Here is a 14,695-nt window from a genome sequence, read left to right on the forward strand (position 1 = left end):
TAACACATCAAATATTTTGGGACCAAAAATTTTTAAGCTATCCTAATTCTGGATTGAAAAAAAGTAAGGGATGGATGATCATATGGAGAGAGCTAGGAACTTCAATCCAGCGTGGTTCGCGAGCGTCATGGGAACCGGTGCGGTGGCAATTGCCTCCTACAAGTACTCCTCATACTGGAGCCCCCTGAAGGAAGTGGGAATCGCCCTGACGTACCTGAACGTCGTCCTCTACGTAGCTCTACTCATCCCGTGGATTCTGAGGTGGATTCTATACAGGAAGGACGCCTTGGAAGACCTCAGGCACCCATCAAAGGGGCACTTCTACGGAACGAGTGGAGCGGCCACGATTGTTTTAGCGGCCCAGTTCTTGGCGGTACTGCACAACCAGACTGTGGCGTGGTACCTCTGGCTCTGGGGGCTTGTCCTGACGTTCATCTTCGCGTTCTGGATGTCCTACGAGGTTTTCATAGCGGGTGAAGTTGACCTCAGGCACCTCTCACCCGCCTGGTATATCCCGCCCGTTGCCCTCGTTATACTCCCCTTCGGGGCGGCCTTCATGAGAACGACAAAGGGCTACACTCAGGAATTCGTCACAATCGTTAACTACCTCGGCTGGGGCGCGGGTTTCTTCCTGTACCTCGTCCTCTATGCCGTCGTGACGCTCCGCTTCATAAGGCACGAGCTGATGCCACCGCAGATGGCCCCGCTCATATGGATGAACCTCGGACCCATCGGAGCCAGCATCACTGCCCTCTTCGCCCTCGTGAACAACTCGAGCATAGCGACCTCGAAGGACCCGCTCTTCATCTTCGCCTTCTTCCTGTGGGGGCTCGGCTTCTGGTGGCTGGTTATGGCGGTGGCCTTAACTCTCCACTACATCAGAAACATGAGCCTGCCCTACAGCCTCGCCTGGTGGGCCTTCATCTTCCCGCTTGGAGCCTTCACAAACGCAACAATGGACCTGGGAAGCGTCTTCGAGCTTGAGCTGATGAGGCTCTTCGGCTACTGCCTGCTATGGTTACTGCTCGCCCTCTGGTCGGTTACCTTCACAAAAACTTTAAAGATGGGCCTCACGAGCTCGTGAGGCACTCGCTTTCCTCCTCTTCCAGACGGATTATGCGTTCAAGGACGCACTCAAGCTTTTTCAGGTCGTTGAGAATCGCCTCCAGCCTGCCTCTCATCTCGTCGTCGCTCTTTTCAATCATGGCCTCAACTATTTTCTCCAGCGGGCGAACCTCGCGTTCAAGTGTCTCCCTCGGCTGGCGGAGGAACTTCTCCAGAAAGGCGGGAACCGCAGTGAAGTACTTCGTCCTGCCTTCCCTCCTGCAGGTTACGAGGTATTCCCTGACGAGACGGCTTAGGGCGACGGATATCGAGGAGCGGCTCAAACCCGTTTCTTTCGCGAGCTCGGCTATCGTCATCGGTCTGTTAGAGAGCAGTAGGATTGCATACACCTTTCCATCGGTCGCCGTGTAACCCCAGCGAACCATGATTCGCTCGACGATCTCTATGAACTTCCTGCGCTCCGTTCTGGCCCTCATCCACATCCCCCTCTAAAAATCGAAAAAGAACTTATAAATGTAAAGGCACGAAAGCAGAAAACTAAAAGGAACCGGGATTCATTCCTTGGCGGTTGCTATTATGATTCCGCCTATCAGGGCGACAATTGCGCCTATCAACCAGAAGCCACCGTCGAAGGGCATCGTTATCAGCGCTAAAATCACTACGCTCCATCCCACAAGGCTCTTGTTGCTCTTGTAGTAATACGCCAGGCCCATCATCATCAGGCTGAGGATTATTTCTACCCAGCCGACAGTTGATGCGCTACCGTAGTGCCAGCCGTAGAAGTTCCCCGTGCTCAGGACAGCTATTCCGTCTATCAGTATCAGAAGGGCACCCAGCAGGGCGGTCCACATACCGGTTTTCGCAGAGGCCATGGCTTTCACCTCCCAAAGTTCTTTCAATTAACTGTTGTCTACCCGATTATTTAAATTTTTTGGTTATGTCTAACATATCAGAAAAAATCGACATAAGCTATAACTCTTTTATGTCGAAACCTTTAAACGCAATGGTGAGTACCACATATTGGGGGTGAGATACATGAAGGCTCCAAAAACGATAAAAGAACCCTTCCCAAACGCTATGAATCCCTCGGTGGATGTGGAGGAGGCTGAATCCGAAGAAGGTGGAAGTCAGGTGACCACCGCGCTGAGGGCCTTCAAGCTCATCCTTGGAAATCCCCTGGCTAGGGCACTCATAAGGCCGAGCCTCAAAAAGTACAAAATCAACGGGCGCGAGCTTCCAGCTTTATACTGGGCGCTCAGCATCTACGCGGGCGAGAGCATAAACGCGCCGATGATGGTTCGCTTCCAGGCGGACACGATAAAGCTCCTGCTCAAGCTCGGCATAAAGCTCGCCCACGGCGACGAGGAGGCCGCCAAGGAAGCCCTTCTGCGTGACCCGCACATAAGGCGTGGAATCTGGGTCGTCCTTGAGGGCATAGCGAAGTACGGAGTAACCGTTCCCCAGCGCCTTGCCGGGCCCTTCCTGATAGTGTGGAACTTCACCAACATGTGCAACTTCAGGTGCAAGCACTGCTACCAGAGAGCAGACAGGCCACTTCCAAGTGAGCTCAGCCTTGAAGAGAAACTGAATCTAGTTGACCAGCTCGACAAAGCCGGTGTCGCGGCGGTTGCGATAAGCGGCGGTGAGCCGACGATACACCCGCACTTCCTCAGAATCGTCAGGGAGCTGTCGAGCAGGGGGATACACACCTCGGTCGCCACGAACGGCTGGACTTTCGCCAGGAAGGAGGAGCTTGAGAAGGCAGTTAAGGCGGGAATAAAGTATGTTGAGGTCAGCGTTGATTCCGCAAAGCCCGAGAAGCATGACGAGTTCCGCGGGATTCCAGGGGCGTGGGAGCACGCGGTAAAAGCCTTAGAAAACGCGGTCGAACTGGGGCTCAGCCACGGGATGGCCACGATAATGGACAAGGAAACCTATCAGGAGATAGACGACATACTCGACCTGGCGGAGAGCATAGGCGTCAAGCGTGTCATATTCTTCAACCTCGTGCCGACGGGAAGGGCAGAGGACATGATTAAGGTGGACCTCTCGCCGGAGGAGCGCGAGGAGTTCATGAAGGAAGTCTACCGCCAGATGAAGAAGAGGAAGCTTGAGATACTCACAACGGCGCCGCAGTACGCGCGCGTTACCCTGCTCATGAGTCAGGGAAAGAGCGTCACGCCGGCGCACTTCTACATAGGCGAGAACAACGCCGTGAAAACTCTCGCAGAGTTCATAGGGGGGTGTGGAGCCGGAAGAATTTACGCGGGGATAGAGCCCGACGGAAGCGTTGTGCCGTGTGTCTTTCTCCCACTGCCAGTCGGGAACGTCAGGCACAGGCCGTTCAAAGAGATATGGGAGAACAGCAGGATATTCAACATCCTCCGCGACAGGGACAGCTGGGAGGGCCAGTGCGGAAAGTGCCCCTACAAGTACATCTGCGGCGGCTGTCGCGCGAGGGCCTACCACTACACGCTCGACTTGAAGGGCGATGACCCAGGATGCATCATAAACAAGCGTCTCTGGGAGGAAATAGTCAAACACGGCAAGCCGAAGGGGCTCACAGAGGTCAACTGGGTCGATGAGACGGTAGTTCTCCGCGGGCCGAGCCTCTACGTGCCGAGCTACTACAGGGCGGTTGAGCACATCGCCGAAAAATTGATTGAAATCGGAGAAAAGCAGGAAGTTCACGCCTGATTTCTTTTCCTGAAGTACTTTCTTCCCTTTACCTCGACCATCCTGTAGACCTCACCCTCACCCAACTCAAAAGGTGGCCGGTTGAGCTCGTACGTTTCGTAGCTCTCCATGTCCATCATCTGAACCTCGTCACGCCCTATGCTCGTCACCATCGCCTCGCTTTCCTCGTGCTCAACAGTGTCCACCTGCTCCCTTTTCGCGGTTTTCCAGTCGAGGTGCTCGCTCTCCCAGTTCTCGAGGTTCTTGAGCGTCAGGCCCTTGCCGTCAACGCGCTCAACCTCGTAGACGTTGCCCCTTCTATCGGCCACGATGTCGCCCTTCCTGAACTTTGGCAACCTAACGCTCACGCTCGTCCTGTAAACTTCCCTGCTCGTCTGCCTGTCGAGACCAACGAGCTCGTAAGCCTCGCTTATCGTCCCGCCAAAGCGCTCGCGGATTGCCTGCGCTATCTTTCTCGCGGAGCTCGTGGAGCCCATGTAGAAGTCGAGGCCTTCCTCCTTCTCTATTGTGTCCTGTATGAAGCCCATCCTGTCCTTTCGCATTATTTCGTCAACCTTCTCCTCGACGAGCTTCCCGATGGCCTTCCGCTCCTCTTCACTCAGGGGCCTCCCCTCGGCGCGAACCTGAAGGATGGCCTCGAAGTAGCCGCCGAGGAACTTCTGACAGCGGGGACAGACGGTCTGGCGGACGTAGACGGTGACCTTTTTCCTCTCGTCGTGGAGCTCCCTCTGTAGCTCGTGGGTCTTGGCCTTAACGCGAACCTCATAGACGATTATCGCAGGAAAGTGCTCAATGTGAAAATCCAGGGGCTCGAAGGAAACCACTGCCCTGCCGACGGACAAATCCTCTATCTCCTCCATATCCTCAGGTGAGACGACCTCGTATTCCCTGATTTTCTCGCTGAAGGAATCCTCAAGCTCCTCAAGGAGGGCATTTTCGGCGACCTCAAAGATGAGCTCCTCAAGCTCGTAGCTCCTCGGGTCAACCCAAACCCCTCTCTTCTTGTAGCTCCCGCAGTTCTGGCAGAGCTCCGTGTTTATCTCGTCGCCTATGAGCAGGACTGGATTCTCCTTGCGGTAGCAGACCTGACAGAGCCCCTCGATGAGCGGACCTCCTTCCTCCTCGCTTATTCCACACCGATAACAAAATCTCTCGCCCATTCCTCTCACCAGTTTCGAGTTGGGATGAGGGTTTAAAAAGTCTCAGAAGAGGAGCTTCGCCATCTGGGCGTGGGGAACGCCTTCAATCCTGAGAACCCTTTCGGGGTTAACGTAGCCGAGTTCGATGGCCTTGGTGACACAGCGCTCCCCTGTTAAGTTCGCTATCGTGGCCTCCTTGAGGAGCTCCCCGAGCTTTGCCTCCTCAACAAGTTCGCCCTTGTAAAAGCGCTCCTTGACCTCGAGCTTTAGCTCGCCCTCCCGGAATGTCTTTCCAAGCAGTTCTTCGTCACAGGCCGCAAGGAGTACCTCCCCCTGGACACGGTAGATCCTGACGTATATCATTCCCATCCCCCGCTGTGGTGTGAGGTGCATCTTATAAACCTGCTCCAACCAAAAAACTTAAAGGCAGTTTTTCTAACATTAAGTTAGTAAGTGAGTTGGGGGTGAGATTATGGAATCAGAGATGGGAAAGCTCCTTGATATCCTTGGGAACGAAACCAGAAGAAGGATACTCATCCTTCTCACCAAAAGGCCCTATTTCGTCAGTGAGCTGAGCCAGGAGCTTGGAGTTGGTCAGAAGGCGGTACTGGAGCACCTGCGGATCCTCAAGAGCGCGGGTCTGATAGAGGAGAGGACCGAAAAAATACCCCGGGGACGGCCAAGAAAGTATTACACCATAAGGCGAGGCTTCAGGCTTGAGGTAATGCTCACTCCCTACCTCTTTGGGACGGAGCTCTACGAGCCCAAGGAAGTCAGGAAGACCAGCGTTTATTCAGAAGCTCAGAGGCTAATAAAGTCCACGGAGCCAACGGAGGAGAAAGTGAGAGAGCTCGTTGAGTTCCTCGATAGCCTTGAGACGAGACTTAACGAGATGCTGGAAGTCAAAAGGGAACTTGAAGAAGTCAGGCTTATGGTCGAGACCTACATCGAGAACCTCCTTAGGAGGGTTGCTCAGGAGGATGAACGACTCTTTGAGGAAATAATGCACGAGCTGGGTCCAAAACTCCCGAGGAGAATTTCAACGAACCTTAACGACTTTTAGGAAGCGGAAAAAGCTGAAAAATGAAGAAGACACTTGATACCCTGATCAGAGAATTTTGCCCTCTTCCTTCATTCTGACGAGCCTGGTTATATATCCCGCTATCCTGTTTCTTATGGTCTTGCTCGTTACGTTTGTGAGCTCCTGAACCATCCTCTTGTTGTGCTCAAAGTCCCTTGTGAACTTGTCAGGATACCTATCAAAGAGCTCGCGAGCGGTCCTCTTGATGAAAGCCTGCTTTATGTTTCCCATTCTCATCACCTCGGATTAGCTTAAGCCGTAACCCAATCCGGGGAATCTTTTTAAAAGTTTTCCCTGGGGGAGAAAAAGCTACCGTTTTCTCAGCTTCTCGTAAATTCATTCGCCGAGGTGGATTGAGGTTTTCTCTGGCCAGACGATGCTGAGGGAGTAGCACCTCACCAGTGCAAAGCCAAAGTTAATCATTTCGAAATGGCTGAGCTCTTCTGTCAATTGAGAGGACAGAGTTAGACCCCGAACCTGAATCCTAAAAATTTATAAACTCCATTCCTTTCTCGTCATTGGTGAGCGCCGGGGTAGCCTAGCCTGGGAAGGCGCGGGACTCGAGATCCCGTGGGCGTCCGCCCGCCAGGGTTCAAATCCCTGCCCCGGCGCCACTCAACTGCCGAGCCCGTTGGGGATCCCTACCCAAATTTCTACCCTTCTATCGTTTTCAACTATCAAAAAATATCCTTCGGACGTTGGGAAACAGAAAACATAACTCAATTCGGTGTGTTTGAAAGAACCCGTAACTTAGCGCCAAAGTTGGAAAAAGAGATGCGGAATTTTACATCCTCTTAGAGGGGGCTTCTTCCTATACTTCTCTTACATCCCCAATAGAAGCGCGGGACTCGAGATGTTGTAGTCATTCTAAAAACAAACAAAAGAGAAGAGAATTCATGTCGTTATGTGAGCCCCGTCCTTCTCGACTATAACGGTATGCTCGAACTGGGCCACCATTCCACCCCTAACCTCGCGCAGTATCGGGTAGCTGTATATCGCGCCGACCTTGTCCAGCTGTGCCAGTGCCATCTTGAGCTGTCCCTCTGGCATAAAGCCCTGGAGCCAGCGGTAGGCGAAGGGAAGCGTTTTGTACTCGCGCTTGATGTGCATTAGCAGCCTTCTCGCCTGGAGCATTCTGACGGGTCTGTCGCGGACGTACATGAAGATCAGCGCCGGGGGAACCTCTATCACCTGCCCGGCACCGGTCGTCGCGAAGGGCTCTATCGCGAAGACGTCTCCCTCCTGGAGAACGTACGTGTCCGCCTGCCTGTAAACGTTCGGGATGCTCACCCCTGCGTGGAGTTTGTAGCGTTCGATTTTGTGGCCGCTGAGGTTCACTATCGGGTTGAAGCCCCTACCTCTTATCGTCTCCTCGATGGCCTTCGCGACGTCCCTGACCATGACACCGGCTCTGACTGTCGCTATGGCGTTCTCGAGGGCCTCCCTCGCAGCTTCCATCAGCTCGTCTTCCCCCATCCCAACGCGGAACGTCACTGCAGTGTCCGCTATGTAGCCGTCGACGTGGACGCCGAGGTCCAGCTTGAGGTAGTCCCCCTCCTTGAGAACGCTCTCGTCGCCCCGATAGGGGGTGTAGTGTGCCGCAATTTCATTGAGCGAGAGGTTGCAGGGGAAAGCAGGCTTTCCCCCAAGTTCTACTATGCGCTTCTCAACGAACTCCGCTATATCATAGAGCTTAGTCCCTGGTTTGATAAGATCAACGACCTCTTCCTTGACCTTTCTCGCTATTTCACCAGCCTTCAACAACGCTTCTATTGCCTCCATCTTTCAGCACCGCCTGATTTAGGAGGACCTAACCCTTAAACCTTTTGATCTCGAAAACCTTTTATTCCAGCCCTCCCTCTATATCCCGGTGGGCGGATGTTCGAATTCAAGAGGTACGTTAATCTCGGCGAGGATCTGTTCGTCGTCAGAAATTTAATCGGAGCCATCCTGGAGGGTGTTGGAATAGCCTATCTGATTCCCGTTCTCCTTATGTGGTTCTATCCGTCCGAGGTTAGATACGTTTACTACTTTGCCATACCAGGGTTTATGAGCATTCTCCTTGGGGCTTGGCTCTCGAGGCATCAGGAGAGAATCGAGGATGTTAACCTGAGACAGGCCATGATCTCAGCCGCCTTTATCTGGCTCTTCGCGTCCTTTGTTAGCGTTGTTCCCTTCATGGAGATTGCGGGGATGAGCTTCATAGATTCGTATTTTGAGAGCATGAGCGCCTGGACGGGAACGGGCTTAACTATGATGAGTAATCTCGAGAGCTATCCAAGGGTTCTCCTCTTCTGGCGTGCTTGGATGCAGTGGCTCGGTGGCATAGGCATAGTCCTCGTTGCCCTGACGGTCTTGATACGTCCCGGGGTCGCCGCGGCCAGGCTGTACAAGGCGGAGGCGAGGAGTGAGAGAATCCTTCCAAACCTCGCGAACACGGCTAAGGTCATATTCCAGATATACTTTGCCCTAACCCTCGTCGGTGCGTACCTCTACCACATCAACGGCATGAATCTCTTCGACGCGATAACGCACTCCATGACCGGCCTCGGTACCGGTGGAATGAGCGGTCACGACGCGAGCATTGGTTACTTTCACAGCATGAGCATAGAGGCCATCACGATTTTCCTCATGATCCTTGGTGCCGTTAACTTCACGGTTCACTACAAGGTTTTCAAGGAAAAGCGGCTTGGACCCTTCTTCGACGACATTCAGGTTCGATACATGTTCCTCTTTTTGATACCTGCGATATCCATTATAGCCTACGGTCTTGTACGGTACGGTGATGGTATCGCGGACTCTCTCAGACAGGCAATCTTCCACGCCGTTTCGGCGATAACCTGCACGGGTTTTGGAATATCAGACCTGTCAAAGTATCCAGAGCTTTCCAAGTTCATTATCGCCCTTCTGATGGTCATTGGTGGCGGGGCCGGGAGCACCGCCGGTGGAATCAAGCTCATCCGATTTACCCTCATGTACGAGAGCCTGAAGTGGACGGTTCAGCAGTCCATTCTTCCCAAAGGTGCCGTTATCAGGAGGAAGGTGGGGAGCTACGTCTTTACCGTTGAGGATCTTCAAGAGGTTACCAGCTTCACGATGACTTACCTTGCTTTCCTCCTCCTGGGGACACTTTACGTTATGATCCGGGTGAAGGCTTCGCTCGTGGACGCGTTCTTCGAGGTCGCCTCCGCCCAGGGAAACGTTGGTCTGAGCGTTGGCATAACCTCCCCCTTCCTCCCCCCTGACGTTAAGACGGTTCTCATATTCCTAATGTGGACTGGGAGACTGGAGATCTTCTCAATCCTTGTGTTCCTCGTTAGCGTTGCCGCCATCTTTAGGAGGAGGTGAGGCCTTTAGAATATCAACGAGGCTCACTCCCTTCCCCGTCAGTTCGGCCTTGAGGTCGTTCAGCTTTATCAGAAGTTCAAGCCTTGCGTGCCTGTTCTCTATCTTCTCCGCGTTTTCTATTGCTTCCTCAAGGAAGGCGAGGGCTTTGAGTCTGTTTCGGGGAGCCTCATAGAGGGCCAGACGGTACAGTGCAATCGCCTTATGGAAGGGATCCTCTATAGCGTTGAGGGCTTTTCTGGCCTTTTCATGGTCGCCAGATAGGTAAAAGAACTCCACGAGTTGGCTGAGAAGGAAGTCCAGTCTCTTCCTGTCCTTAACTAAGGAGAAGGCGTAGGCTCCCTTCTCCAGAAGGCCGTTCCGTATGAGCTCTCTGAGTATCTCGACAAGCACGTCTTCACCTGAAGCGTATGCAAGGTTTATGGCAGTTTTCAGAGCTAGATCGCCGTTGAAGTCGTCCCCAGCCCGGTAAAAAGCCATAGCGATGTCCGCCATAAGGATTGCCCTGTACCTCCAGCTCGAGAGCCCGTTGACTATTGGTATCAGCGCTTTCAGGTATCCAACTATATAACCCGGCTCGAGTTCGAGCTTTGAGAGGCTCTTTATTATCATCTTGACTCCAACGTAAACGTTCTCGTCTTTTCGGACTTTTTCGAGCTCGGCTATTGCCTGCTCTATTTCTCCCGCGTCCAGCAGGTCCTCTATCCTTTCGAGTCTGTCCAGATCGGAGCTCTCCTCCGAGAGGCCGAGTAGCTTTTCAAGGGGTTTCATCCTCAGCTCTCCCGAGGAGTAGCTCAAGGTAGGAGCGCCTCTCAAAGCGCGTAACCCCGAGATCAAAGAGGATCTTCTTCAGCTTCTCAACGAGTTCGGGGACCTTCCTTTTATCCTCGGTTAGGGCTTCAACCTCGACGAACTTACCGAGCCCTTCAACCTCGTCGAGGGTCAGCGTAATGCCCTTCTCGACGTAATACTTCTCCCGGATCTTTTCAACGGTCAGAACCTCCGTGAAGCCCAGGGCCTCTAAAATGCGGGCGTGTTCATCGGGATCGTTTATTTGAACCTCTATCTCCTCCCTGGTCTTCGAAACTGAGTCAATCTTGGGTCCCTTGTAGGTTAAAAACGCCTCGAAGTGGCCGTTGAAACGCCTTATTCTGATTCTCAATGCTTCGTCCGTTTTTGAGAAGTCCCTGCAGGGATGCTGGTAATAGGTGTCCTCGTGGTACTCCCTCCTTATTAGTCTAAACTCCTCACGAACTCTCTCAAACACGGAATCGTCCGCGTAGCCCTTCAGCTCAACTTCAATCACGACAACACCCCCAGTTTTCTGAGGTTCCCCTTGAGTTTACCCTCACACCTTGGGCAGTAGAGGGGCCCTTTGACATCTGTGTCGTGGATGGAGTTTGAGAAGTGCATAACGCACCTCGGATTGGGACAGTGCTCCAGACCGAAGACGTGACCCAGCTCGTGCATCGCCTCTTTTATGGCCCTTTCAAGGAGGAGATCATCGTCAGGAGGCAGGCCATAGAACTCGTTTCTCAACCTCCGGGTGGAGATTAGGGCACTCCTGAGGGAGCGGTTGGCGAGCCCGAAGATGAAGTTTAGGCCTTCCTCATAGAGGTCGAGATCGGTGACCCCCAGTATGGCCGTTGCCCCTATTTTTCGCCTCAGGGCGGCGAGTGTGGGAAGGAATACCCTCCCGAGGTACTGGCCCCTGGATGGATGGAGCGCAACGGAGAAGGGTTCCCCGGGAAGATTGCCTGAAAACTTGACCTTGAGGTTAAAGCGTGAGTAGTAATAGCCCACGAAATCGAGGATCCCCTCTATAAGCCATTTCTCAACCGGGCCGATAGAAACGATCGCTATCATCTCCCACCCCAATAGGGAGAAGAAAGAGAGGCCAATAAACCTTTCCCCTCACGGGATGAGGTTCATTGGCCTGAGTTCCTCAAGGAAGTGCTTGGCAAACTCGATGGTCTTGTCGATGTCCCTCAGGTCGGCAGTTTCGACCTGACTGTGCATGTAGCGTATCGGTATGCTGAGGACAGCAGTTGCAACGCCCTCCCTGTTGATCTGCATTATGTTGGCGTCGGTTCCTGTCGGTCTTGGAGATGCCTCCACCTGGAGTGGGATGTTGTACTTCTTTGCAACCTCGTCGGCAAAGGCACGAACCTTGGGGTTGATGTTTGGGCCGACGTCCATGACCGGGCCCCCACCGAGCTTGGGCACAATCTTGCCCTTGTCGCCGACCTGCTTGGCAAAGGTGACGTCCATCGCAATGCCTATCTCGGGATCGATGGCATAGCTGGCAACTCTAGCACCCCTCAAACCGACCTCCTCCTGCACGGAGGCGACGAAGTAGATGTCTGCCTCGTGGTTCTCAACGGCCTTGGCGGCCTCTATCATGGCGTAGAGGCAAACGCGGTCGTCGAGATATGGCGTTGCAATCCTGTTCTCGTTTAGCTGAGTAAAAGCCGGAGCGAACTCGCCAACGGTTCCAACGCGGAAACCCATCTCCTCTGCTTCTTCCTTGCCCTCAGCGCCAACATCCACAACGATGGTGTCCCAGTTCGCCGCTTTCTTTCTGTCCTCGGGTTTCTGAAGGTGGGGGGGTATGTGGCCGACAACCCCAAACCTCTCACCCTTCTCTGTGAAAAACCTTATCCTCTGGGCAACGAGGGTTCTGGGGTCAACGCCACCGACTGGAACGATGTGAAGGTAGCCCTCCTTGTCTATGTGGTTGACCATGACACCTATCTTGTCCATGTGGGCGGCGATCATGATCTTTGGCCCGCTGCCCTTCTTGTGAGCTATAACGTTTCCGAGCTTGTCCACTTTGATCTCGTCGACATAGGGCTTGAGCTCCTCCATAACGACGTCCCTTATTCCGAGGAACTCATAGCCAGAAACGCCGGGGGCCTCAACGATCTTCTTGAGCAGTTCGAGGTTCACCATGGTTTTCGCCTCCTTTAGATCTTCATCTGAATGTGTTCGGGTGGCTTAATAAGGTTTACCTTATGGGGAAAACGAATGAATCAGAAAAGTGGGAGAGATCAGGCTTCCGGTTCGGCCAGAACCTTGATCTTCCGGATCTCGGCGCGCTTAATCGGGTAGATCTTCCTCGCTTCCTTTGCTATTTCGCTAGCTATCTGGCCGTTGACCGACTGGAGAACGAAGTCAGCGAAGTTGAGCTCCTCTGCCTTCTTGTATATGATGTCCTGGATGATCCTCCTTATCGCCCTCTCCTGGCTGGTCTGAATCCTCCTGTAGGCGATGACCATGCCCATGACCCTCAGCTTGTAACCGTCCTTGGTTGTGATGTTGAATATCCCGTCAACGCGCGTCGTCCTCCTCCTGACGAGCGAGCGGATGTATGAGCGCGCCAGAGTGTGCCCCTTGAACTTGGTGTAGGCGTTCTGGCCCTTGACGTCGTAGACCTGGAAGTAGAGCTTGACGTGGCCCTTGGTGAAGTCTCCGGTGAGATCCTTCAGGGTGGTCTCAACAACCCTTCCTATGACCTTTTCGGGTTCGTCAGCTGGTGTGAGGCCGATCTCCTTGCTCCCGAAGAAGTCGGGAGCGTAAACGACGAACCACTCTTTCATCTTCCACTTATCCTTGGCCGCGGTGGCCCTTCTTCTCGGATTAGCTCTTGCCATCTTAACACCTCCACTTCACACCTTTTCGGCGATTTCCTCGGCGATCTTGACCGAAAACACAAGGTCATCGAGAGCCTTGATGAGGGTCTCAATATCCCCCGAGTATTTAATCTTTGTCCTTACGATCCCATCAACCCATCGGGTTTCCACATTTAAACTTTTCTTTAGTTTAGCTGGCATGGACTCGTTATCAACCTGAACAGCCTCGGCAACGGCCTTCGCAGTTTTCTCATCCCCGTACCTCCAGGTGATCTCAGCCTGAGCCTCAATCTTCACTGTCCTTTCCTCCGGCCACTTGCTTTGCCAGAGCCTCGTTGAACAGCTTTATGAACTCGTCTATCCTTTCCTTGGGGAAGCGTATCCCAGCCGCTATCGCGTGACCGCCGCCCTCACCACCGAGCTTCTCGGCAACTTCCCTGAGGGCCTCCCCGAGATGATAGCCCTTGGCCAGAGCCTTCTCTGTCGTTCTGGCAGATCCCTTGACGAGGTTCTCATCCTCCTCGCTGTCCGCTATGACCACCACAGGCTTCTCGGGATCAGCCAGACCGGCGTTTATAGCTATGTTGGCCGCTATGCCCACCAGAGTGTCCCGTATGCTCTTGCCGGCATAGAAAACGTAGGCGTGCTCTCCTTCCTCAGCCATGCTCCAGTTCTGGATTATGAACTTCCTAGCCTCAATCTGTTCCCTCTTGTAATCGTCGAGCATCTTCCGGGCCTTTCTGTAGGCCTCCTCGTCGCCGAGGCATATGGCAACTCCAAGCGTTCCAGCGTTCAACCGACCCGTAGCATTGAGGAGCGTTGCGAACTCCCTCGCCTCGTGCCTCACATCCCCTTCAGGGTAGAGTGGGCTGATTACGACGTCGCCTATCAGCCGGTCTATCATCTCCTTCGGGACGGCGTGCTTTATCATGTGGAGAACGAGTGCATCGTGAAGTCTCTTCTTCTCCTCCTCGCGGAGCTGCCAGTAGTGTTTGTCGGGGTCAAAGCCCCTCGCCCGGAGCCATTCTATGGCCTTTCTCTCGTCCCCGGTGATTTCAGGTATCTCTGGGTTGGTGGCGTATGCTAGCATCTGTCTCAGGGGCCTGCTCTCCCTTCCGAAGAGACGGAGCTCCTTCCTGACCTCGAGTATGCCGAGCTCTTTGCCGTCCTCAATTATATCGAGGTTCATCCCGTGAAAGGTTCCGTCTATCTCCTGCATGTCCCCGACGGCACCGACAATGGCTATGTAGGCCAGCTCCCTGTTGGCCCGGTTCATCTCCCTGGCCACGAAGTATGCGGCTCCTGAACCGCTCAGGTCGCGGACGCTGTTGGCGCCGAACGGTACGGGGTTGACGAGAAGGTGTGAATCAACTGAGAACTTCTCCCTCTCGGGCGGGTGGTGGTCGATAACGACAACCGTTGCAAAATCAAGGTACTTATCTATCAGTTCGATTGAGCCGCTCCCGAGGTCGCTGAATACGTAGACATCTCTCCTCTCCTCGGCGAGCTCTTTGAGGAGTTCCTCACTTACCTGTTTCACGATGCTGAGCTGAAAGCTGCCACCTTCCCTTGCTATCGCCTTGGCCAGGATAGCTCCGGCTGTTATGCCGTCGGCGTCGCGGTGGGAGACAAGCCTTATGGTGTGTCCTAACTCGATGTGCATCTTGATGAGTTCGGCCCCTTCTCTCGCCCGCTCCAAGAAGGCGTTCTTATCCACTGGGCATCACCAAGAAGAA

Annotated in this window: 17 protein-coding genes and 1 tRNA gene; 5 read left to right on the plus strand and 13 right to left on the minus strand. The window is 53.7% G+C overall.

Annotated features, from left to right (window positions below; genetic code table 11):
* Window positions 1-82 precede the first annotated feature (82 nt).
* Window positions 83-1,084, plus strand: a complete 1,002-nt coding sequence (tdt, locus tag TGAM_RS04325) for a TDT family transporter (protein WP_048811122.1) — start codon at window positions 83-85, stop codon at window positions 1,082-1,084.
* On the opposite strand, the gene TGAM_RS04330 is transcribed toward tdt, so the two are convergent.
* Window positions 1,071-1,541 carry a GbsR/MarR family transcriptional regulator gene (locus TGAM_RS04330; protein ID WP_048811123.1) on the minus strand — a complete coding sequence of 157 codons (471 nt, stop codon included), beginning with the start codon at window positions 1,539-1,541 and terminating at the stop codon, window positions 1,071-1,073. The genes tdt and TGAM_RS04330 overlap by 14 nt on opposite strands.
* A gap of 78 nt (window positions 1,542-1,619) precedes the next feature.
* Complete coding sequence (locus TGAM_RS04335) at window positions 1,620-1,937, minus strand: hypothetical protein (RefSeq protein ID WP_048811124.1); 318 nt, start codon at window positions 1,935-1,937, stop codon at window positions 1,620-1,622.
* Window positions 1,938-2,100: 163 nt separating this feature from the next.
* On the opposite strand from TGAM_RS04335, the gene TGAM_RS04340 reads away from it, so the two are divergent.
* A complete protein-coding gene (locus TGAM_RS04340) occupies window positions 2,101-3,762 on the plus strand; it encodes a radical SAM/SPASM domain-containing protein (RefSeq protein WP_048811125.1) in 1,662 nt (553 codons plus the stop codon).
* On the opposite strand, the gene TGAM_RS04345 is transcribed toward TGAM_RS04340, so the two are convergent.
* Entirely contained in the window at window positions 3,753-4,922 is a 1,170-nt protein-coding gene (locus TGAM_RS04345) for a 60S ribosomal export protein NMD3 (RefSeq protein ID WP_048811126.1), read from the minus strand. The genes TGAM_RS04340 and TGAM_RS04345 overlap by 10 nt on opposite strands.
* A 42-nt stretch (window positions 4,923-4,964) precedes the next feature.
* A complete protein-coding gene (locus TGAM_RS04350; protein ID WP_048811127.1) occupies window positions 4,965-5,264 on the minus strand; it encodes a DUF424 domain-containing protein in 300 nt (99 codons plus the stop codon).
* Between the two features lie 109 nt (window positions 5,265-5,373).
* Here TGAM_RS04350 and TGAM_RS04355 point away from each other — a divergent pair, with 109 nt between their 5' ends.
* Complete coding sequence (locus TGAM_RS04355) at window positions 5,374-5,964, plus strand: ArsR/SmtB family transcription factor (RefSeq protein ID WP_015858473.1); 591 nt, start codon at window positions 5,374-5,376, stop codon at window positions 5,962-5,964.
* 45 nt (window positions 5,965-6,009) lie between these two features.
* On the opposite strand, the gene TGAM_RS04360 is transcribed toward TGAM_RS04355, so the two are convergent.
* Entirely contained in the window at window positions 6,010-6,213 is a 204-nt protein-coding gene (locus tag TGAM_RS04360) for a 30S ribosomal protein S17e (RefSeq protein ID WP_014121354.1), read from the minus strand.
* Window positions 6,214-6,509: 296 nt separating this feature from the next.
* Here TGAM_RS04360 and TGAM_RS04365 point away from each other — a divergent pair.
* A tRNA-Ser gene (locus TGAM_RS04365) sits at window positions 6,510-6,596 on the plus strand.
* 280 nt (window positions 6,597-6,876) lie between these two features.
* On the opposite strand, the gene map is transcribed toward TGAM_RS04365, so the two are convergent.
* Window positions 6,877-7,764 (minus strand): type II methionyl aminopeptidase, encoded by an 888-nt coding sequence (gene map / locus TGAM_RS04370; protein WP_015858474.1) that lies wholly within the window; start codon window positions 7,762-7,764, stop codon window positions 6,877-6,879.
* A gap of 96 nt (window positions 7,765-7,860) precedes the next feature.
* Between map and TGAM_RS04375 the strand changes: the two genes are divergently transcribed.
* On the plus strand, window positions 7,861-9,330 hold the full coding sequence (locus TGAM_RS04375; protein WP_015858475.1) for a TrkH family potassium uptake protein: 1,470 nt from the start codon (window positions 7,861-7,863) through the stop codon (window positions 9,328-9,330).
* Here the strand turns inward: TGAM_RS04375 and TGAM_RS04380 are convergent.
* The 7 genes from TGAM_RS04380 to TGAM_RS04410 form a co-directional block, all read right to left on the minus strand.
* Window positions 9,280-10,125, minus strand: a complete 846-nt coding sequence (locus tag TGAM_RS04380) for a hypothetical protein (protein ID WP_148206264.1) — start codon at window positions 10,123-10,125, stop codon at window positions 9,280-9,282. The two genes, TGAM_RS04375 and TGAM_RS04380, sit on opposite strands and share 51 nt — an antisense overlap.
* The gene (gene cyaB / locus TGAM_RS04385; protein ID WP_015858477.1) at window positions 10,085-10,633 is read right to left on the minus strand and encodes a class IV adenylate cyclase; all 549 of its coding nucleotides are present in this window, start codon (window positions 10,631-10,633) and stop codon (window positions 10,085-10,087) included. The genes TGAM_RS04380 and cyaB overlap by 41 nt, the downstream gene beginning before the upstream one ends.
* The gene (locus tag TGAM_RS04390) at window positions 10,630-11,193 is read right to left on the minus strand and encodes an archaemetzincin family Zn-dependent metalloprotease (protein ID WP_048811129.1); all 564 of its coding nucleotides are present in this window, start codon (window positions 11,191-11,193) and stop codon (window positions 10,630-10,632) included. The genes cyaB and TGAM_RS04390 overlap by 4 nt, the downstream gene beginning before the upstream one ends.
* A gap of 48 nt (window positions 11,194-11,241) precedes the next feature.
* On the minus strand, window positions 11,242-12,279 hold the full coding sequence (locus tag TGAM_RS04395) for a lysyl aminopeptidase (RefSeq protein ID WP_015858479.1): 1,038 nt from the start codon (window positions 12,277-12,279) through the stop codon (window positions 11,242-11,244).
* A gap of 98 nt (window positions 12,280-12,377) precedes the next feature.
* Window positions 12,378-12,980 carry a 30S ribosomal protein S3ae gene (locus TGAM_RS04400; RefSeq protein WP_014121360.1) on the minus strand — a complete coding sequence of 201 codons (603 nt, stop codon included), beginning with the start codon at window positions 12,978-12,980 and terminating at the stop codon, window positions 12,378-12,380.
* A 15-nt stretch (window positions 12,981-12,995) separates the two neighbouring features.
* Window positions 12,996-13,256 carry a KEOPS complex subunit Pcc1 gene (locus TGAM_RS04405; RefSeq protein WP_015858480.1) on the minus strand — a complete coding sequence of 87 codons (261 nt, stop codon included), beginning with the start codon at window positions 13,254-13,256 and terminating at the stop codon, window positions 12,996-12,998.
* Window positions 13,246-14,676 carry a single-stranded-DNA-specific exonuclease RecJ gene (locus tag TGAM_RS04410; RefSeq protein ID WP_015858481.1) on the minus strand — a complete coding sequence of 477 codons (1,431 nt, stop codon included), beginning with the start codon at window positions 14,674-14,676 and terminating at the stop codon, window positions 13,246-13,248. Before TGAM_RS04410 ends, TGAM_RS04405 begins: the two co-directional genes overlap by 11 nt.
* Window positions 14,677-14,695 lie beyond the last annotated feature (19 nt).

The sequence above is a fragment of the Thermococcus gammatolerans EJ3 genome, from assembly GCF_000022365.1.
GTDB lineage: Archaea > Methanobacteriota_B > Thermococci > Thermococcales > Thermococcaceae > Thermococcus > Thermococcus gammatolerans.